The organism is Streptomyces flavusporus (assembly GCF_046267975.1).
Lineage (GTDB): Bacteria > Actinomycetota > Actinomycetes > Streptomycetales > Streptomycetaceae > Streptomyces > Streptomyces flavusporus.
This window is the reverse complement of record NZ_CP176503.1, coordinates 8,228,094-8,246,176: the sequence shown is the minus strand read 5'-3', so window position 1 is coordinate 8,246,176 and position 18,083 is coordinate 8,228,094. Positions and strand designations below refer to the sequence as shown.

Genomic DNA, 18,083 nt, shown 5'->3' with positions numbered 1-18,083 from the left:
GGAGCCAGGAGGGGGCCCTTCCACCACACACTGACCGAGGAAGACGAGGACCTTCGGCGCGGGGGTGTGACCTGTGGACAAGGGAGGAGCGGTACGGATTCGGTAATGCCGTCTCGTGGGAGACTGGCGATCTCGGGCGGCGACGGGCAGGGCGGGCGACGAGGGAGCAGTCCACTCTTCGTGGCCCCCAATGGAGCCGTGAAGAGCTGCCCTGCGCTCATGCGCCTGGGGCGCACCACTGGCACCGTTCGCAAGGACTTTTTTCTCCTGGCGTCTGTCACGGCAGCTGTAGTTCGTGATCACGCCGCTGCAGTGACCTCGTTCCAGTAGCGGTGGCAGGTGGCGGCCCGGTGTTGGTGGCGTCGTCGCCAGTGTGACCAGTGCAGGACGTGTTGGGCGTCGGTGACGGGCTGCGGCAGGACGAAAGCCCGTAGAAGCCGCAGGAGTTCGGGTCGGGTGAGGGCGATCATCGGTTCGTGCTCGGTGTCGGGCTCACCGCTTTCGGTGTCGCCGGGGTGCCGGGCGGCGGCCACGGCGAGAAGGGAAGCGGCGATGAGGCTGATCAGACTCCAGCGCATCCAGGAGTTCCAGCAGGTCGCCTGCCCTTGGTCGAGCCCGGCCAGGGACTTCGCGGCCTGGAAATCTTCCTCTACGCGCCAGCGACAGCAGATGACTTCGACGAGGTCGGACAGGGTGACGGGGGTGGTGGAGTGGCAGCGATAGAAGGAGAGTTCACGGGTGTAGCGGTGGCGGCGGACAAGCAGGAAGCTGTGGCCCGTCTCGTGCCCCTGCGGGATGTCGTCGGCGGTCACCTCGATCATTACCCAGTCGTAGTGGCGGTCGCCCTTGGTGCCGTGGCCGGTGCGGATCCGCTGCCAGGCCCTGCGGGGCAGCTTCGCCAGCACGCCGGCGGTGTCGAACCGGCCGGCCGGGGTGGTCACACGGTGCGAGGCGGGTACGGCGACGGCGTAGTCGAAACCGAGCTCGCGTATGCGTCTGCGCAGGTCGACGCCACCGTAGACCTCGTCGGCGGCGACCCAGCGAGCCGGGAAGCCCTGAGCGCGGGCCTGGGCGAGCATCGCGGCGGCCAGCTGCGGCTTGGTCGCGAAAACCAGCTCGTCGGGCACCCCCGTAAGCAGCCGCCGTTCCTCGTCAGCGGCCCAGTCCCGGGTCAGGTACAGGGCGCGGTCAATCAGCGCGTGCCCGGCCGGGCCCACGTAGGTCAGATGGACGGCGACCTGGCACAAGCCGACACCGCCCAGCGCGCCAGAGTACTGATGGGCGGCGCCCACCGCATCGGTCGAGGACTTCGCGTCGCCGGTCTCGTCGACCACCAACATCGCCTGGTCATCAGCGAGATGTCCCACAATGAAGGCGGCAAGACGCGCACGGACCGCCTCGTCGTCCCACACCGCCCTGGACAGGAAGTGCTGCAGCCGGTGCGGACCGCAGTGCCCGAGCGCCTCGGCCAGCGTCCAGCAGTTGATCCGCTCCAGCCCCATCAGTACCGCCTCGACCGTCTCCCGCAGCGTCCGCCGCGTCTCACGGCGTGGAAAGCAGTCCGCTACCAGCCCCATGGCCGCCCCGAAGCCGTCCCGCCACACCGCCTGCGCTACCGTGACCTCCACGGCCACCGCGTCCTGATTCGTCGTCACAAACGGTCATGATCACGGTGGCCGTACCCATGCCCGCAAGCAGCCTCGTGGAACCGCTGACCAGCCCGGATCCGTTACCGATCACGAACTACAGCTGCCGTGTCTGTCCACCACACTCATGGGCCGGGACTCGCCTGGTCCCCAGCCCATAAGTGATCAAGAGCCTTGTGTCGTGCGTCCGTTGACGATCTCAGGGAGTTTCATGTCCACCGCTCCGCAGGTTCCCGACATCCTCTCACCCGAGTTCGCCGCGGACCCCTACGCGGCTTATCGGGTGCTGCGTGAACATGCCCCTCTCATCTGGCACGAGGCCACCCAGAGCTACATCATCTCGCGCTACGAGGACGTGGAGCGCGTCTTCAAGGGCAAGGACGGGGAGTTCACCACCGACAACTACACCTGGCAGGTCGAGCCCGTACACGGCAAGACGATTCTCTCGCTCAGCGGGCGGGAGCACGCGGTGCGGCGCGCGCTGGTCGTCCCGGCCTTCCGCGGCGGCGACCTGCAGAGGAAATTCCTTCCCGTGATCGAGCGCAACTCCCGTGAGCTGATCGACACCTTTCGGCACACTGGATCCGCCGACCTGGTGGCCGATTATGCGACCCGCTTCCCCATCAACGTGATCGTGGACATGTTGGGCCTGGACAAGGCCGACCACACTCGGTTTCACCGCTGGTACACCTCCGTCATCGCCTTCCTCGGCAACCTCTCGGGCGACCCGGAGGTGATCGCGGCCGGCAGGCGGACCCGGGTGGAGTTCGCCGCGTACATGCTCCCGATCATCCGGGAGCGCCGTGACAACCTGGGTGATGACCTGCTGTCCACGCTGTGCGCCGCGGAGGTGGACGGCGTGAAGATGAGCGACGAGGACATCAAGGCGTTCTGCAGTCTGCTGCTCGCCGCGGGCGGCGAGACCACCGACAAGGCGATCGCCAGCATCTTCGCGAACCTTCTGCTGCACCGGGAGCAGCTGGCGGCCGTATGGGAGGACCGCGGCCTGATCGCCCGCGCCTTCGCGGAGACGCTGCGCTACACACCACCCGTCCACATGATCATGCGGCAGTCGGCGGCCGAGGTGGCACTCAGTGGCGGGACCGTACCGGCCGGTGCCACCCTCACCTGCCTGATCGGCGCCGCCAACCGGGACGACAGCCGCTACCGGGAGCCGGACCGCTTCGACATCTTCCGCGACGACCTGACAACGGCGACCGCCTTCTCGGCTGCCGCCGATCACCTTGCCTTCTCGCTCGGCCGACACTTCTGCGTGGGGGCCCTGCTCGCCAAGGCCGAAGTCGAGATCGGTGTCGGCCAGCTCCTCGACGCCATGCCCGACGTGCGGCTCGCCGACGGCCTCGAACCCGTGGAGCACGGAGTGTTCACCCGGGGCCCCCAATCCCTGCCGGTGCGGTTCACGCCCGTCACGGGCTGACCACCTGCGGGGAAGTCAGCTATCAGCTGACGGGAGACCGACCCACACCACACGGGGCACACTCGCGACCTTCGGGGGGAGAGGGCTGCGGACCGACGGACATTCCGATGGAAGGCGCGGGCAACGCACCCATCAAACGGCAACCGGCGCGGTGGGCTGTAAACGACGCGCGGGCGCTTCCGAGCGTGGTGCTGGTGAGTGCTGATGGCATGGCGAGGTCGCGGATTTCGGGCCAGACCCAGTGGTAGGTGGTCTAGCTGATGATGCCGCCGCGTTCGCCGTCATCCGCCGGGTCAGCGCCCCACAACCACGCAACGCGGCAGGTCATGGGGCTCGCTGGCCTCTTCCGGGACGACTGCCCACGCAGAGCGGGCCGACGAAGCGCTCCGCTCACGGCAGTCACTCAGCGTGCCTGTGGCGGCGGTGGTTTTCCGCTCGCCGCCGCAGGTGGCAGCGGCACTCCTTGGGGAGAATCTGGGGAGTAACCGCGCCGCTGGGGAGCGCGTGGAGAGAATCGACCGCATAAGACGGCACGCCCGTGAAAGACCCTGAACGACATAACTGTCCAGGTCAACCACGGGTGCTGTCGAATCACCGCAGGTCCACGCCACTAGCTGGACAACTTCATGACGTACATCCCGAGATCGTCGGCCTCGACGAGCCCCGGCAGCGAGCCGCCCTCACGCAGGGGCGTGATGTAGCGGGTCGCGATGACTTCCTTGAGCATCGCCCCAGGTTACTGGGGCGTTCGGGACGGTTGAGGCGCCACCCGTCGGCTCGCGGCCTCGATCGGGTGACGAACCGCGTGGCGGCTGAACCGGGGCCGGTCGCGGCCCGTACTGCTGGACATCACATGACGACCGCAGAAGGGAACCCAGCATGGCCAGCGAATCGCTTCACTCCGTGGCGGGACCGGCCCGCCGTACCGTGATGGCGGCGGCCGGAGCCGCGGGGCTCGCCGTCGCGCTGACCGCGTGCGGGTCGGGCGACGACTCGTCCGGTTCCGGCACCGTCCTCGGCAAGACGTCCGACGTCCCCGAAGGCGGCGGGAAGATCTTCGGCGACGTGGTCGTCACCCAGCCGACGGCGGGCGAGTTCAAGGCGTTCTCCTCCAAGTGCACCCATCAGGGCTGTGCGGTGAAGGACGTCAAGGACGGGGTCATCGTCTGCCCCTGTCACGACAGCCGGTTCTCCGCGACCGACGGCAGCGTGCAGAAAGGTCCGGCGACCCAGCCTCTGCCCGCCGAGGAGATCACCGTAGAGGGGGACGAGATCAGGATGGCGTGACGGTCAGCGCCGGCGGGGTCCGTTGCAGCAGCCCAGCACCTCGTCGGTGGTCGCGAGGGTGGCGACCAGAGCGAGGGTGTGCCGGATCATCGCGGGGGTGTAGTCGGCGGGCACCCCCGCGATGGCGTCGGTCGGCACGACGGCCGTGTAACCGCGGTTCACGGCGTCGAAGACGGCGCCCGGGATCGCGACGTTGGCGGAGACGCCGGTGACGATCAGGGTGCGGCAGCCGAGGTTGCGCAGCAGCGCGTCGACGTCGGTGCCCTGGATGGGCGACAGTCCGTGCAGCCGGCGTACGACGAAGTCCTCCTCGGCGACCTCGATCGGCGGTGCGACGCGCACCGCCGTGGTGCCGGACAGCTGCTGGACGGGGAGCCGTTCGGCGGCGCGGAACAGACGGGCGTTGCGACTGGCGCCCCGTCCGTCGGGGCGGCGTTCGGCGAGGGCGTGGATCACCTGGATGCCACTCTCGTGGGCGGCGGCCACCAGCCGCGCGATGTTGGCGAGGGCGCCCGAGGAGCGGGCCTGACGGGCGAGTTCCGGCAGCGCGCTGTCCGGGCCGACGACGCCCTGCTGGCACTCGACGGTGAGGAGCACGGTGACGGCGGGGTCGAGAAGTTCGCTGAGGTGCTCGTACGACGGCATGGTTCCCCCTCGGTGTGGGAGCCGGTGAGGTCAGCCACCATTGCACGGGGACGGAAGAAGCTCCATCCTTTTCTGACATACCGTCAGGTGTTGTTCTGTCGAGGGGAATCGCATGACAGTCACTCAGCGCCGGGGCCGCAAGATCATGATGACGCCCGGTGAGCTGGACGAGTTCCTGACCAGCCAGCGCACGTGCCGGGTCGCCACGGTGTCGGCCGACGGCGCCCCGCATGTGAGCACGCTGTGGTTCGCCTGGGACGGCACCTCCATGTGGCTGTACTCCGTGGTGCGCAGCAAGCGGTGGGCCGATCTGCGGCGTGATCCGCGGGTGGCCGTCGTGGTCGACACGGGCGAGGAGTACGACGAACTGCGCGGCGTCGAGCTGTCCGGGACCGTCGAGTTCGTGGGCGAGATACCGCGCACCGGCGAGCTGCGTGCCGAACTCGACGTTCCGGAGACGCTGTTCGCCCGCAAGAACTTCGGCCTGGAGGAGATGCCGCACGACGGGCGGCACGCGTGGGTGCGGCTGACGCCGGAGAAGATCGTCTCCTGGGACTTCCGCAAACTGGGGTCGCCGTAGGGCGCCCGCTCAGCTCGCGCCGACGCTCTCCCCCGCGGCCCGCAGTGCCTGCACCGCCGCCCGGATCGACGGGCGGCGGTCGGCGTCCGCCCGCCAGACGACGTACACATGCCGGCGCACCCGCTGCCTCAGCGGCACGGTGACGACCCCGGCCGGCATGGGATGGCGGCCCAGCAGCGGGGCGATGCATACGCCGAGACCGGCGGCGACCAGCCCGAGCTGGGTGTGTGTCTCGGCCGCGCGGTGGCCGACGATCGGCTCGATGCCCCGCGACCGCAGGGTGAACATCAGCCACTCGTGGCAGAACTCGCCCTCGCCCCAGGTGATCCACTCGTCCTCGGCGACCTCCCCGAGGTCCACTTCGTCGCGGCCCGCGAGCGGATGGCCGGCCGGCATCGCCACATCGGCGGGATCGTCCAGGATCGGCGCCTTGACGAGACCGTCGGGCAGTGGCATCGGCTTGTTGTACCAGTCGAGGACGACCGCCAGGTCGAGGTCGCCGCGCACCACGCCCCTGATCCCGTACTCCGGTTCCAGCTCGCAGGAGCGCAGCCGCAGCGCGGGGTGCGCGGCGCGCAGCGCGGCGAGCGCCGTGGGGAACAGTCCGCGCGCGGCGGTCGGGAACGCCGACAGCCGCAGTTCGCCCGCGACCTGTCCGCGCTGCGCCTCCAGGTCGGACTGGGCCAGTTCGACCTGCGACAGGATGCGCGCCGCGTGCTCGGCGAGCAGCCGCCCCGCGTCCGTGAGCCGCACGCCCCGCCCGTGCTTGGCGAGCAGCCGCTGGCCCACTTCCCGCTCCAGCTTGGCCAGTTGCTGCGAGACGGCCGAGGTGGTGATGTGCAGGCCCTCGGCCGCTCCGCTCACCGATCCGTGCCGGGCGAGGGCGTCGAGGGTGCGCAGGCGGTCCAGACTCAACATGTAAGCAATGCTACGAGGTACAGCGTGCGAAATCTCGATTGTGCTACAAGGTTCGCTCACCCATCGTTGGTTCCATGACCACCGCCACCACCACCCGAACGGCCGACCGCGCCGCCACCCGCCCCCGCCGCACCCTCGACTGGCGGCTCCGCTTCGCCGCCCTCTCGCTGATCTGGGGCTTCAGCTTTCTGCTCATCAAGGTGGGCACCGAGGGCTACGCCCCCCTCCAGGTCACGCTCGGCCGGCTGGTGTTCGGCACGGCGGTGCTCGCGGCGGCGATGATCGTGCAGCGGGAGCGGCTCCCGCGCGCGGCGCGCACCTGGGGACATCTCACGGTGGCCGCCTTCCTGCTCAACGCGCTGCCCTTCTCACTCTTCGCCTACGCCGAGCTGACGATTCCGTCCACGCTCGCCGGCATCTGCAACGCCACGTCACCGCTGTGGGGCATGGCCCTGTCCCTCGTCGCCCTCTCCGAGGACCGGCCGACCCGGATCCGGGTCGCCGGCCTTGGCCTCGGCTTCCTCGGAGTACTGACGGTGCTCGGCGCCTGGCAGGGCTTCACCGGAGTGGACGCCACCGGCACGGCGCTGGCCCTGCTGGCCTCACTGAGCTACCCGATCGGCTGGATCTACGTCCGCCGCACCCTGGCGGGGTCGCGCGACTCGCATCTGTCCCTCACCGGGGCCCAGTTGCTGCTCGCCACCCTCCAACTGGCGGTCGTCACCCCGCTGTTCACCAGCCTGCCGACCCGGTTCCCCGTCGTGCCGCTGCTCGCCGTCGCCGCCCTGGGCGCGCTCGGCACCGGTCTCGCCATGCTCGTCCAGTACAGCCTCGTCGCCGAGGTCGGCCCGACCACGGCGCAGATGGTCACCTACTTCATCCCCGTCATCGCCACGGCCGCGGGCGTCGCGATCCTCGGCGAGTCGCTGACCTGGTCGACCCCGGTCGGCGCGGCGATCGTGCTGGCGGGGGCTGCGCTGACACAGGTCCGGCGGGCCTGAACCGCTCGCCGACGGTCACTCGGCCGGCGTGCCGATCCGCAGGCGGTTGCCGTCCGGATCGCGCAGCTCGATCTCGCGCGCCCAGGGAGCATCGGCCGCCTGCACCCCGAACTCGGCGGCGACCGCGTCGACATCAGCGACTCTCAGGTACACCAGCGTGTCCGGCCGGGCGTCCCCGGTGTGCTCGGACAGGAACAGCCGCATCCGGCCGCGCGCGACCTCGACGAACGCCGGCAGTCCCGGCTCGAAGCGGTGCTCCCACTGCTTGCCGAAGCCCAGGCGCTCGTACCAGCGGACCGCTGCTGCGGCGTCGGCCACGCGCAGGATCGGGATGACTTCCTCGTCCATGGCGCCATGGTTCCAGACGCCACTGACAGTGCCTCCAGACGCCACTCACAGCGCCGACTGACAGCGCCGACGATGCACTAGACATACCTACGCACCGGCGCCGGTCCCACCGCTGAGGCGATCGCGTCGGCCAGTGGACCGGCCTCGTCCGCGGTCAGTGTGGCGACGGTGACCCGGATGCCGGGCGGGGCGCCCATCCGGAAGCGGGCACCGGGGGCGACCGCCCAGCCGGCGTGCAGCAGACGGGCGACGGCTCCCGTCTCGCCGGGCACCGGAATCCACACGTTCAGGCCGCTGCGCCCGTACGCCGCGATGCCACGCCGTGCGAGCTCGCCGATCAGGGCGTCCCGGCGCCGCCCGTACGCCGCCGCGACCGCCGACGCGTCCACCGCGCCGTCGGCCCACAGCAGTGCCACCGCCCGCTGGGTGATCCGGCTGACCCAGCCGGGCCCCAGCCGCTGCCGCCCGCGGACCCGGTCCAGCGTCGTCTCGTCCCCGGTGAGCACGGCGAGCCGCAGGTCGGGGCCGTACGCCTTGGCCGCCGAGCGGACGAAGGCCCAGTGGGCGGTGACGCCTGCCAGGGGGTGCAGTGGCAGATCGACGATCCCGTGCCCGTGGTCGTCTTCGATCAGCAGGATCGCCGGGTGCTGACGGAGCACGGAGCGCAGGGCACGCGCGCGTGCAGGGCTCACTACGGCTCCGGTGGGGTTCTGCGCGCGGTCCGTGACGATCAGGGCCCGCGCTCCCGCCGACAGGGCGCGCTCCACGTCTTCGGGGAGCGGTCCGTCGTCGTCGAGGCGGACCGGCACCGTGCGCAGGCCGAGCGCGGGGACGAGGTCGAGCAGGCTGCCCCAGCCGGGGTCCTCGACGGCGACGGTGTCCCCGGGCTTGAGGTGCACGGCAAGGACCCGCTCGATGGCGTCCAGCGAGCCCGAGGTGACGACGACGGGCCCGTCCGGCACTCCTGCGGCGTTCAGGTCGGCCCGGGCGATGCGGGCCAGCTCGGGTTCCACGGGTGCGTCGCCGTAGAGCACCGGCTCCCGGTCCGCCTGAGTGGCAGCCGCTGCGAACGCCGCCGCCAGCGAGGGCAGCAGCGCCGGGTCCGGATTGCCGGCGGACAGGTCGCGCACGCCCTCCGGTACGTCCACGCGCATGTCGTCGCGCCCGGTGGTGGCCGGCTTGGGCCGCACCCGGCTGCCCCGGCGCCCGGCGGTCTCGATGACCCCGCGCTCGCGCAGGATCCGGTAGGCGGCGGCGACGGTGTTGGGGTTCACACCGAGCCGGGACGCCAACTCCCGCATGGGCGGAAGCAGTTGCCCCGGGACCAGGGCACCGGCACCCACCGCGCGCTCGACGCTCGCGGAAATCTCTGCTGCACCCCGACCCTCGATCGGATAGTCTCCTAGCACAAAGCCAAGTATGCACTAGTGCAATGGAGAACGCCATGCAGGGAACCCAGGACACGCCGTCGCAGGCCTCGTACACCGCCACCGACCGCACGGTTCCCACTCGCGCCGCGCACAAGGCCTCGTACGACAAGGACGTGGTGCACGCGATACTCGACGAGGGCTACGTCTGCCACCTCGGCTTCGTCCGCGACGGGGCGCCGGTCGTGCTGCCCACCCTGTACGGCAGGGTCGGCGAGCGGCTCTATGTGCACGGCTCCACCGGCTCGCGCCCGCTGCGGATGGCGGGTCAGTCCGATCCGGGCCTTGCGGTGTGCCTGACGGTCACGCATGTCGACGCGCTGATCCTGGCCCGCTCGGCCTTCCACCACTCGATCAACTACCGCTCCGTGGTGGTGCACGGCATCGCCCACGACGTCACCGACGCCGACGAGAAGCGCCAGGCCCTGGACGCGCTCGTCGACCACGTGGTGCCGGGCCGGTCGCAGGACTCGCGGCCCGCCAACGCCAAGGAGTTCGCCGCCACCGCCGTGCTCCGCCTCGACCTCGACGAGGTCTCCGCCAAGATGCGCACGGGCGGTGTCAACGACGAGCCCGAGGACCTCGCCCTCCCGCACTGGGCCGGCGTCGTCCCGCTGCGCAAGGGCTACGAAACCCCGGTCGGCGACCCGGACCTGGCCCCCGGCACCGAACTCCCGGACTATCTGGTGGCCGACCGGGCCTGCCGCCAGGCGTGACCCGCGGGGCGGGCGCGCACCGGGACAGGCCCTGGGCCGTCCGTCACCCGAGCGGCCGCTCCTCCCGTACCGCCCGTGCCCCGCGCGCCTCGGTCACCGCGAGTCCCGCGACCGCGCCGAGCATCAGCAGGGTGCCGGTCAGTGTGGCGGTGGTGAGGCGTTCACCGAGCAGAGCGACGGCGAGGACCGCTGCGCTGACCGGCTCGAGGAGCATGATCACGGACACGGTGGCCGACCGTACGACGGCCGCGCCCGCGAAGTACAGGGCGTACGCGAGCGCCGTGGGAACCGCAGCGATGTACGCCACGAGCCAGAGCAGCCGGGCCGGTTCGGCAGTGTGCGGCACGAGCCCCTCGACGAGCGCGAACGGCAGCAGGCACAGGGTGGTGACCGCGAACGCCCACACGGTCGTACGGGAGGCGTCCGCCCCGCCGTCACGGCCCCAGTAGCGGGTGAGCAGGGTCATCGCCGAGTAGCCGGCGGCGGACAGCAGCGCGAGTGCGACGCCCCAGGGCCGTACGGTCGTGTCCCCGCCGCCGAGCACGAGCACCCCGAACCCGGTGAGCGCCCCAGCCACGGCCATGAGGCCGGCGCGGCCGAGCCGCTCCCCCATGGTCAGCCGCGCGCCGAGCGCAATGAGCACGGGACCGGCACCGAGGGTGACCACGGTCGCGACGGCGAGGCCGGTGGCGGACACGGCGGCGAAGTAGGCCGTCTGGAACATCGCGAGACCGAGGCCGGCGACGATCAGATACAGCAGGCCTCGCCCGACGGGCAGGCCGGAGACAGCAGGGGACGCAGTGGACACGTGTTCTCTCCGCAAATGCGCAGAATTGCGCGGAAGTTCGGGGACCGCCGCTCAGCGGGGTCGCGGACGTCTTCCGCGGGCAGCACCGTTCCGCCCGGCGAGATACCGCGGGGCGTGTGGGTCGGAGGCCCGCCTCAGGCGGCCGGAGGCGGAAGAACGCGTGCGTCCGAATGCATGGTCAGCACCTTATGCCGCTGTTCCGCGGGCCGACAACTCGCGTTCGGGCCCGCCGCCGGCGACCGGCTCGGCGGACCCCTTCGCGGGCGTCGACGACTGCGCGATGAACGCCCCCGCCAGGACCACCGCGCCGCCGACGATCTGCGGCGTCGACAGGTGCTCGCCGAGCAGGACCCAGGCCAGCACGGTCGCGATGACCGCCTCGAGGCAGGCCACCACGCCGGCCACCTGCGGCGAGAGCCGGCGCACGGAGAGCACGCCGGTGACGTACGCGACGACGGTCGCGACGAGCACGATCCAGGCCAGCAGCAGCACGGCCGGGACCGCGGTGCCGTCCATGTGGGCGGCGTTCCCGAGCACCGACCAGTCCATGGACCAGGGGCGGGCGACGACGGTGAGCACACCGGCGCCGATCAGCAGGCCGTAGGCGATGACGCCGAGCGGGTCCGGTGCGTCGGCGCCGGAGTCGCTGCCCTGGTCGGACAGGACGAAGTAGCCGACCTGGCAGCAGGCTGCGCCGAGCGCGAGGAGCAGCCCGAGGGCGTCGAAGCCGAGCCCGGACCACACCTCGACGACACAGGCGAGACCGCCGACCGCGAGGACCACGCCCAGCGCCGCGGCACGCGTCACCGGCCGCCGCTGCACGAACCGCACCCAGCCGAGGACGAGAGCGGGCGCGAGGTACTCGACGAGCAGCGCGACCCCGACCGGGATACGGGAGATGGCGGCGAAGTAGCAGGCCTGCACACCGGCGACGGCGAGCAGCCCGAACCCGGCGAGCAGCGCGGGACGGCGGCGTAGCAGCGTCCGATGGCGCACGGCGAGCGGCAGCATCACCAGGGCCGCGCCCGCCACCCGCAGCCACACCACGTGCAGCGGGTCGAGGCCCGCCTCGATCAGTGGTTTGGCCGCGACTCCGGAACCTCCGAAGGCGACCGCCGACCCGAGCGCGAGCGAGAGCCCGACGCCCTTGCCGCGGCTGCCCTGACTGCTGACTGACGTACGCACCGGCACATGATGACAGGCGATGACATGAGCGTCACCCCCTTTGACACCTGTCTCATCGGCTGGACGCCGCGCGTCGCGTCAGCAGCCGGTGTCGCCGCCGACGACGTACTCCTCGGAGCGTGTCTCGATCCGGGTGAACAGCTCGCCCGCGTCGACACCGGCGCGGTCGAGCACCTCGACGGCCCGCGCCTGCGGGTCCACGACGATCGCGGCAAGCAGATCGACCCCGCGGGCCAGGTCGTCACCGCGCCGCGCGGCCCGCTCACCGGCGTACGACATCGCTCCCGCGGCCAGCGGCGAGTACCCCTCGGCCTCGGGTACGACGGGAATCGCGCCGGAGTCCTCCACGGTGCTCTGCCAGCGCAGGCCGTAACCGATGCTGCGCTGCACGAGATAGCCGAGCAGCCGGGCGAGCTGGGGTCCGCCGTCGAAGACGGCGCGCACCTGGGGGTCGTACTCCAGTAGTGAGTGCAGCAGATGGGCGGTGTCGATCTGCCGGTCCCCGTCCCTCAGGGCCCGCCTGCGGGCACCGGCGACCACCGCCGCCAGCTCCGCGCTGAGCCCGGCATCGTTGTCCGCGCCGTGGGCGCCCTGGTCGTGGGCCGGCTGTTGGGGGATATGGGGTTGCACACTCTCACCCCATCAGTCCCTGCGGCTCCGGTCATCCCCGGGCAGAAGCATTTTTGCGTCCCACACAGAGCGGATGTCCCCGGCCGGAATCTCCTCCTTACGGATGAGATCACGCCGAATCGACTGCGGGGGCGCGCGCCGTCTTGCCGTGCGCCGGGTGCGCAAACCACCGCACTCCAGCGGCCTCCACACTTTCTGACGGTTCATCAGTATTGAATGTTCCGGCCCCTGCGGCTACGTTCCGCGACACCCAAGCCCGACACGAAGAGGTGGTCGCATGGCCGAAGTCAGCGCGGAGGCACGCATCGAGGCACCGGCCGAGAAGGTCTGGGCGCGACTCACGGACTGGTCCACGTACGGGGAGTGGAACGCGACCCACACGAGCTTCCCCAAGGGCGGCCCCTCGACCCTGGAAGTCGGCGCGACCTTCCAGGAGAACATGAAGCTCATGGGCTTCCCGGCCGAGGTCGAGTGGGCCGTGGAGGAGCTGGAACCGGCCCGGGTGCTGGCCATTCGCGGCAAGGGCCCGATGGCCGTCACCGTCGCCACGCGCTACACCCTCACACCCGACGGCGACGCCACGACGGTCCGTATCGACGGTGAGTTCACCGGCGCGGCGGTCTCACTGATGGCGGGCAAGCTCAAGGACTCGGCGACCGCCGCGCTGGGCGAGTCGCTGCGGAAGCTGGGCGGGCTGGTGGCCTGAACTTCCCGCGGCCCGAGCTTTCGGCAGGTATGCGGAGGCGCCCCGCGGATCGTCGTTCCGCGGGGCGCCCTTTTTCAAGGCTGTACGGCTTCTTACGCCGTACGACGGGGAGGCTGTCAGTCCTCGTCGGCGAGGATCAGGTACAGCTTCTTGCGGGCCTCGTTGATGACGCCGACCGCCTTCTCCCGCTGCTCCGCACTGCCGGTCTTCCAGACCTGACTGAAGGCCTCCATCAGTCCGAAGCCGGCCTGGCGGATCTCGCCGAGAGCCTCCCAGTCGATCCCGCGCGAGGCCGCCTCCCAGGGCGCCTCGGGGCCTTCCTCGGCCGCCGCGCGGCCCGACTCCGTGAGCGAGAACAGCTTCTTGCCGCCCTCGGTCGCGCTGACGATCAGGCCCTCGTCCTCCAGCAGCTGGAGGGTGGGGTAGACCGAGCCGGGGCTGGGCTTCCACGCCCCGCCGCTGCGCTCGGCGATCTCCTGGATCATCTCGTAGCCGTGCATCGGCCGGTCCTTCAGCAGGGCCAGGATCGAGGCCCGTACGTCACCGCGCCGTGCCCTTCCCCTCGGACCTCCTCGCCCTCGTCCACCCCAGGGTCCGGGACCGAAGCCGGGCCCGAATCCGTGGTGCCCGCCGGGTCCGAACGGCCCGAAGGCCTCACGCCGGCCGTCGAAGTCACTTCGGCCACGCCGGGGGTCGCCGTGTCCATGCCCACGCTCGTATCCATGGCTGCGCATCGCCGTCACTCCATTCCATCGTTGATCTGTCGCGATGCTTCAACGATATATCGGAATAGCTCGCTCGACAACCCTGAACCGAGAACGACGATGTCCCGTCTCACTCAATCGAGTCGTTTTCTCAACGAACCGAGTCGTTCGGGCTTCTGTCTCAGCGAACCTAGTCGCGCGACTGAGGGCGCTGGGGGTGCTGGATGGCTGTACCGGCTGGAGTGGATCAGGCAGGTCCGTGCATCGAGTTGTCGTACGTCGACGCCGTACACGGGCGTCGACGGCGTCCGTTGCGGGACTGTGTGACGAGCCGGTTCGAGGATGTGGATCCGGTACGTACGTTCCGCTGGTCGCGCGGCGAGCGTCACTTCCCGGGTTGGTACTGGGCGGCGACGTCCGCGCGGCACGTCGGCTTTGAGTCGTGGCTGGAGCGGGACCGACTGCTGCTGATGGACTTCGATCCCAACGTGGTGGGCATCGGCTCGCAGCCGTTCTGGCTGCACTGGCATGACGGCGAGCGGGAGCGTCGGCACGCCCCGGACTACTTCATCCGCCGCCCGGACGGCTCCGCCGTGGTCGTCGATGTCCGTGCGGACGAGCGAATCGAGCCGAAGGACGCCGAAGCGTTTGAGCTGACGCGCCGAGTCTGTGTCCAGGCCGGGTGGAGGTTCGAGCGGCTGGGGGTGCCAGACGCGGTGCTGCTCGCGAATGTCCGGTGGCTGTCGCGCTACCGGCACCCGAGGTGTCTGCGCGAACCGGCGGCCGCCCGGCTCCGGGAGGTCTTCACAAAGCCGGGACCGCTCATGGCTGGAGCGGACGCGGCCGGGGACCGGCTGTCGACACTGCCGGTGTTGTTCCACCTCCTCTGGCTCCAGGAGCTGACCGCCGAGGACATGCCTGCCGAGTTGCTGGGACCGCGCACGATCGTGCAGTTGACGAGTGGAGTTGACCGGTGACCGGGAAGAGGCGGGTGCCGCCGACGTCCCGGATCGCGGAGTTCCCGGAGGCTGCCGCTGAGCAAGCCCGCTGGTGGGAGGGGCACATCCTGGAGGTCCTGCACGGACTGCCGCCGGATGCTCCGGAGGGGGCGACGCCCCGGCCTGAGTTCGATCCCAGACAGTGCTCGCTGGCACAGCGCGAGCGTGCCAAGGCAGCCGAGCTGACGGCAGCCGGGCACCGGGTGTCCGCCAGCGGCATCAAGCAGCGGCGGCAGCGCTATCAGCGGGATGGGCTGGTCGGGCTGGCGGATGGCCGGTCGGCCAAGCAGACGCAGGCCTTCCGCCAGGTCGACCCGGCCGTAGTGGAGGCCATGCGAGGGGCGATCGCCGAGACGGCCGACGCGTCGTCGAGGACGATCGGCTTCATCATCTGGCGGACGAAACAGATCCTGTCCGGCCGGGAGGAGACCGCTGACGTTGAGCTGCCGTCGCGGGCCACGCTCTACCGGTTGTTCGACAAACTCGCCACCGGCACCCACGCCACCGGGTCGGCCCGCGCCCGCCGCTCGATCGCGGCACGGCCGACCGGGCCGTTCGGCGAAGTGCCGGCCAGTGCGCCCGGCGAGCTCATGCAAATCGACTCCACGCCGATGGACGTGCTGGTGCGGCTGGACGACGGCGTCGCTGAGAAGGTCGAGCTGACGGCCATGGTCGATATCGCCACGAGGTCGATCACCGCTGCGGTGCTGCGTCCCTCCACGAAGGCCGCGGATGCCTCCGCGTTGCTGGCCCGCAGTGTTACCCCCGAGACGTTGCGCCCGGGCTGGACGGAAGCCCTGCGGATGTCCCGGTCAGCGTTGCCCCACCGGCGGCTGCTGAGCATCGACGAGCGGCTGGAGCATGCAGCTGCCCGCCCGGTGATCGTGCCGGAGACGATCGTCTGCGACCACGGCCGCGTGTTCATTTCGCACGCCTTTCGGGCGTCCTGCCGTTACCTGGGCATCAATCTGCAGCCGGCGCACAAGGCGACGCCGACCGACAAGGGCACGATCGAGAAGACATTGGGTTCCGTGGCCACGTTGTTCGCCCAGTTCGTCGCGGGATACACCGGCTCAACGACGGACCGCCGGGGCCGCGGCCTGGAAGGCGGGCCGCTGTGGTCGCTGCCCGAACTTCAGAACCTTCTCGACGAGTGGATCATTGCCGTCTGGCAGACCAGGCCCCACGACTCGCTCCGCGATCCGGACGCACCGGCGAGGGCCTTCTCGCCGAACGAGAAATACGCCACGCTGCTTGAATCCTGCGGATACGTGCCATTGCCGCTCGGCGGGGAGGACTACGTCGAGCTGCTGCCCGAGCGCTGGCAGGCGATCAACGCCTACGGGATCCGCATCAAGCACCGCACCTACGACAGCCCGGAGTTGAACCCGTTGCGCCGCCAGCGCTCGGGGGTGAGGGCGAAGAAGGATCTGTGGGAGGTCCACTACGACCCCTACGACGTCTCCCGGATCTGGGTACGCGACTCCCGCGCCGATCGGTGGATCACCGTGTTCTGGAAACATCTGCACCGCGTCGGCGTCCCCTTCGGTGAGCTGGCCTGGGATCACGCTCGCGCCCAAGTCCCCGGCGGCACCGAGGAACAGATCGCGGATGCGGCCGCAGCGCTGCTGCGGCGGGCCCACGACGGTCCCGCTGCGGAACAGGATCGTCCGGCCAGACGTTCGCGGCGCGACCGCCGTGTCGCCGCTCGAACTCGGGCCACCTCGACCGACCGTCCTGTCCTCGCTCCGCCGGTCACCGAGCCCGAATGCGACGAGGAGTCGGACACCGAGCTCGCCGAAGTCATCCCGCTGGGTCTGTTCGACCCGCTCGCCAACCCCTGGAGGCGACCATGACCCTTCCCTGCCCAACGGCCGGGCCCGCGACAGTGCAGGAGGCCGACGCCGAGGCGAACCGGCAGCTGACCACTCTGGCCGGGTGGCGGAGGTTCGTCGACGGTCCGCCCCCGCCCCCGGGCCGACTGCCCCCGGAGCAGTTGAAGCAGCTGTCACCGACCGAGCGGGACCTTCACGACGAGGACCGCCTCGACCATCACGCCCGGATGCTCACGGTCTCCACGTCGTTCGTGGAGAAGACGCGGATCTGCGGCCGTCGCCTGGTCCTGCTAAACCGGCACGCGATCAGTGCCCGCCGCGGGCTGATGGTCTCGGGGCTTCCCGGCACGGGCAAGACCAGCGCCATCGCCCAGCTCGGCCGCGCTCACGAACTTCTCGACCGGGCCCGTCACCCGAAGATCTCCGATCGAATTCCGGTTCTCTACATCACGGTTCCGCCTGCTGCGACCGCGCGCATGGTCGCGGCGGAGTTCGCCCGGTTCCTGGGACTACCGGTCCGTCCCCGGTCGAACATGACCGACATCATCGAGGCCGTGGTGGGTGTCTGCACCGATACCCGCACGGGTCTCGTGGTCGTCGACGAGATCCACAACATCTCGCAGAGGACCCAGGCCGGCGCCGAGGTCTCCGACACCTTGAAGTACTTCTCCGAGCGCATCCCCGCCACCTTCGTCTACGCCGGGATCGACTTGGAGACCAGTGAACTGCTGGTCGGCACGCGGGGCGCTCAGATCGCGGGCCGCTTCACTCTCGTCCCCACCGGCCCGTTCCCTTACGGCGACGAATGGAAAGGGCTGATCGCGACCATGGAAGAGACCCTGATCCTGCACGACCATCCACCGCGCAGCCTGGTCAAACTGGACCGTTACCTGCACAACCGCACCGACGGGATGATCGGAGCTCTGTCCCATGCCATCCGGGGCGCCGCGATCGACGCGATCCTCAACGGCACGGAACGCGTCACCAAGGAGGGACTCGACGCCATCCCTCTCGATCACGCGGCGGAGTCCGTCCGCCCCGCGCGGAAGCCCGTCAGGCAGCGATGAGCGATATCCCGCCTCCCAGCCTGCCGGTCTACGTTCGCCCAGCCGACGGCGACACCCTCGACTCCTACATCCGCCGTCTGGCACACGCCAACTACCTCCCGCCCGCTGATCTGCGCTCACACCTCTGCGCGGCGGGCTCCGCCG

Annotated in this window: 18 protein-coding genes and 1 pseudogene; 9 read left to right on the top strand and 10 right to left on the bottom strand. The window is 70.4% G+C overall.

The window, feature by feature from the left end; translation table 11 throughout:
- Positions 1-299: 299 nt before the first annotated feature.
- Complete coding sequence (locus ACKTSN_RS38845; RefSeq protein ID WP_409473351.1) at positions 300-1,655, bottom strand: IS701 family transposase; 1,356 nt, start codon at positions 1,653-1,655, stop codon at positions 300-302.
- A 202-nt stretch (positions 1,656-1,857) separates the two neighbouring features.
- Between ACKTSN_RS38845 and ACKTSN_RS38840 the strand changes: the two genes are divergently transcribed.
- Entirely contained in the window at positions 1,858-3,084 is a 1,227-nt protein-coding gene (locus ACKTSN_RS38840) for a cytochrome P450 (protein ID WP_409473350.1), read from the top strand.
- A gap of 616 nt (positions 3,085-3,700) precedes the next feature.
- On the opposite strand, the pseudogene ACKTSN_RS47570 reads toward ACKTSN_RS38840, so the two are convergent.
- Positions 3,701-3,811, bottom strand: a pseudogene (locus tag ACKTSN_RS47570) (HipA family kinase); the annotation flags it as partial.
- Positions 3,812-3,963: 152 nt separating this feature from the next.
- Here ACKTSN_RS47570 and ACKTSN_RS38835 point away from each other — a divergent pair.
- Positions 3,964-4,371, top strand: a complete 408-nt coding sequence (locus ACKTSN_RS38835) for a Rieske (2Fe-2S) protein (protein WP_409473349.1) — start codon at positions 3,964-3,966, stop codon at positions 4,369-4,371.
- A 3-nt stretch (positions 4,372-4,374) separates the two neighbouring features.
- On the opposite strand, the gene ACKTSN_RS38830 is transcribed toward ACKTSN_RS38835, so the two are convergent.
- Positions 4,375-5,016 carry a cysteine hydrolase gene (locus ACKTSN_RS38830; protein ID WP_409473348.1) on the bottom strand — a complete coding sequence of 214 codons (642 nt, stop codon included), beginning with the start codon at positions 5,014-5,016 and terminating at the stop codon, positions 4,375-4,377.
- Positions 5,017-5,128: 112 nt separating this feature from the next.
- Between ACKTSN_RS38830 and ACKTSN_RS38825 the strand changes: the two genes are divergently transcribed.
- Complete coding sequence (locus tag ACKTSN_RS38825; protein ID WP_409473347.1) at positions 5,129-5,596, top strand: pyridoxamine 5'-phosphate oxidase family protein; 468 nt, start codon at positions 5,129-5,131, stop codon at positions 5,594-5,596.
- 9 nt (positions 5,597-5,605) lie between these two features.
- Here ACKTSN_RS38825 and ACKTSN_RS38820 read toward each other — a convergent pair whose 3' ends face one another.
- Entirely contained in the window at positions 5,606-6,514 is a 909-nt protein-coding gene (locus tag ACKTSN_RS38820; RefSeq protein WP_409473346.1) for a LysR family transcriptional regulator, read from the bottom strand.
- A 74-nt stretch (positions 6,515-6,588) separates the two neighbouring features.
- Between ACKTSN_RS38820 and ACKTSN_RS38815 the strand changes: the two genes are divergently transcribed.
- Positions 6,589-7,515: a DMT family transporter gene (locus ACKTSN_RS38815; RefSeq protein ID WP_409473345.1), complete on the top strand. Its 927-nt coding sequence runs from the start codon at positions 6,589-6,591 to the stop codon at positions 7,513-7,515.
- A 15-nt stretch (positions 7,516-7,530) separates the two neighbouring features.
- Here the strand turns inward: ACKTSN_RS38815 and ACKTSN_RS38810 are convergent, their stop codons facing one another.
- Together ACKTSN_RS38810 and ACKTSN_RS38805 are read right to left on the bottom strand one after the other, a co-directional pair.
- Positions 7,531-7,863 carry a glyoxalase superfamily protein gene (locus tag ACKTSN_RS38810; RefSeq protein ID WP_409473344.1) on the bottom strand — a complete coding sequence of 111 codons (333 nt, stop codon included), beginning with the start codon at positions 7,861-7,863 and terminating at the stop codon, positions 7,531-7,533.
- Between the two features lie 77 nt (positions 7,864-7,940).
- On the bottom strand, positions 7,941-9,272 hold the full coding sequence (locus tag ACKTSN_RS38805; protein ID WP_409473343.1) for an aminotransferase class I/II-fold pyridoxal phosphate-dependent enzyme: 1,332 nt from the start codon (positions 9,270-9,272) through the stop codon (positions 7,941-7,943).
- Positions 9,273-9,307: 35 nt separating this feature from the next.
- Between ACKTSN_RS38805 and ACKTSN_RS38800 the strand changes: the two genes are divergently transcribed.
- Complete coding sequence (locus ACKTSN_RS38800; protein ID WP_409473342.1) at positions 9,308-10,006, top strand: pyridoxamine 5'-phosphate oxidase family protein; 699 nt, start codon at positions 9,308-9,310, stop codon at positions 10,004-10,006.
- Positions 10,007-10,049: 43 nt separating this feature from the next.
- Here the strand turns inward: ACKTSN_RS38800 and ACKTSN_RS38795 are convergent, their stop codons facing one another.
- From ACKTSN_RS38795 to ACKTSN_RS38785, 3 genes are all read right to left on the bottom strand, one after another.
- Complete coding sequence (locus ACKTSN_RS38795) at positions 10,050-10,784, bottom strand: DMT family transporter (protein WP_409475024.1); 735 nt, start codon at positions 10,782-10,784, stop codon at positions 10,050-10,052.
- 216 nt (positions 10,785-11,000) lie between these two features.
- Positions 11,001-12,005, bottom strand: a complete 1,005-nt coding sequence (locus tag ACKTSN_RS38790) for an EamA family transporter (RefSeq protein ID WP_409473341.1) — start codon at positions 12,003-12,005, stop codon at positions 11,001-11,003.
- Between the two features lie 72 nt (positions 12,006-12,077).
- A complete protein-coding gene (locus tag ACKTSN_RS38785) occupies positions 12,078-12,629 on the bottom strand; it encodes a Clp protease N-terminal domain-containing protein (protein WP_409473340.1) in 552 nt (183 codons plus the stop codon).
- A 277-nt stretch (positions 12,630-12,906) separates the two neighbouring features.
- On the opposite strand from ACKTSN_RS38785, the gene ACKTSN_RS38780 reads away from it, so the two are divergent.
- On the top strand, positions 12,907-13,335 hold the full coding sequence (locus ACKTSN_RS38780; protein WP_409473339.1) for a type II toxin-antitoxin system Rv0910 family toxin: 429 nt from the start codon (positions 12,907-12,909) through the stop codon (positions 13,333-13,335).
- A gap of 116 nt (positions 13,336-13,451) precedes the next feature.
- On the opposite strand, the gene ACKTSN_RS38775 is transcribed toward ACKTSN_RS38780, so the two are convergent.
- Positions 13,452-14,069, bottom strand: a complete 618-nt coding sequence (locus tag ACKTSN_RS38775; protein WP_409473338.1) for a PadR family transcriptional regulator — start codon at positions 14,067-14,069, stop codon at positions 13,452-13,454.
- Between the two features lie 194 nt (positions 14,070-14,263).
- Here ACKTSN_RS38775 and ACKTSN_RS38770 point away from each other — a divergent pair, with 194 nt between their 5' ends.
- From ACKTSN_RS38770 to ACKTSN_RS38760, 3 genes are all read left to right on the top strand, one after another.
- Positions 14,264-15,016, top strand: coding sequence for a TnsA-like heteromeric transposase endonuclease subunit (locus ACKTSN_RS38770; RefSeq protein WP_409473337.1), 753 nt, complete (start codon positions 14,264-14,266; stop codon positions 15,014-15,016).
- A gap of 353 nt (positions 15,017-15,369) precedes the next feature.
- Positions 15,370-16,893 carry a Mu transposase C-terminal domain-containing protein gene (locus ACKTSN_RS38765; RefSeq protein WP_409475023.1) on the top strand — a complete coding sequence of 508 codons (1,524 nt, stop codon included), beginning with the start codon at positions 15,370-15,372 and terminating at the stop codon, positions 16,891-16,893.
- Positions 16,890-17,939, top strand: a complete 1,050-nt coding sequence (locus ACKTSN_RS38760) for a TniB family NTP-binding protein (protein WP_409473336.1) — start codon at positions 16,890-16,892, stop codon at positions 17,937-17,939. The genes ACKTSN_RS38765 and ACKTSN_RS38760 overlap by 4 nt, the downstream gene beginning before the upstream one ends.
- Positions 17,940-18,083: the final 144 nt, after the last annotated feature.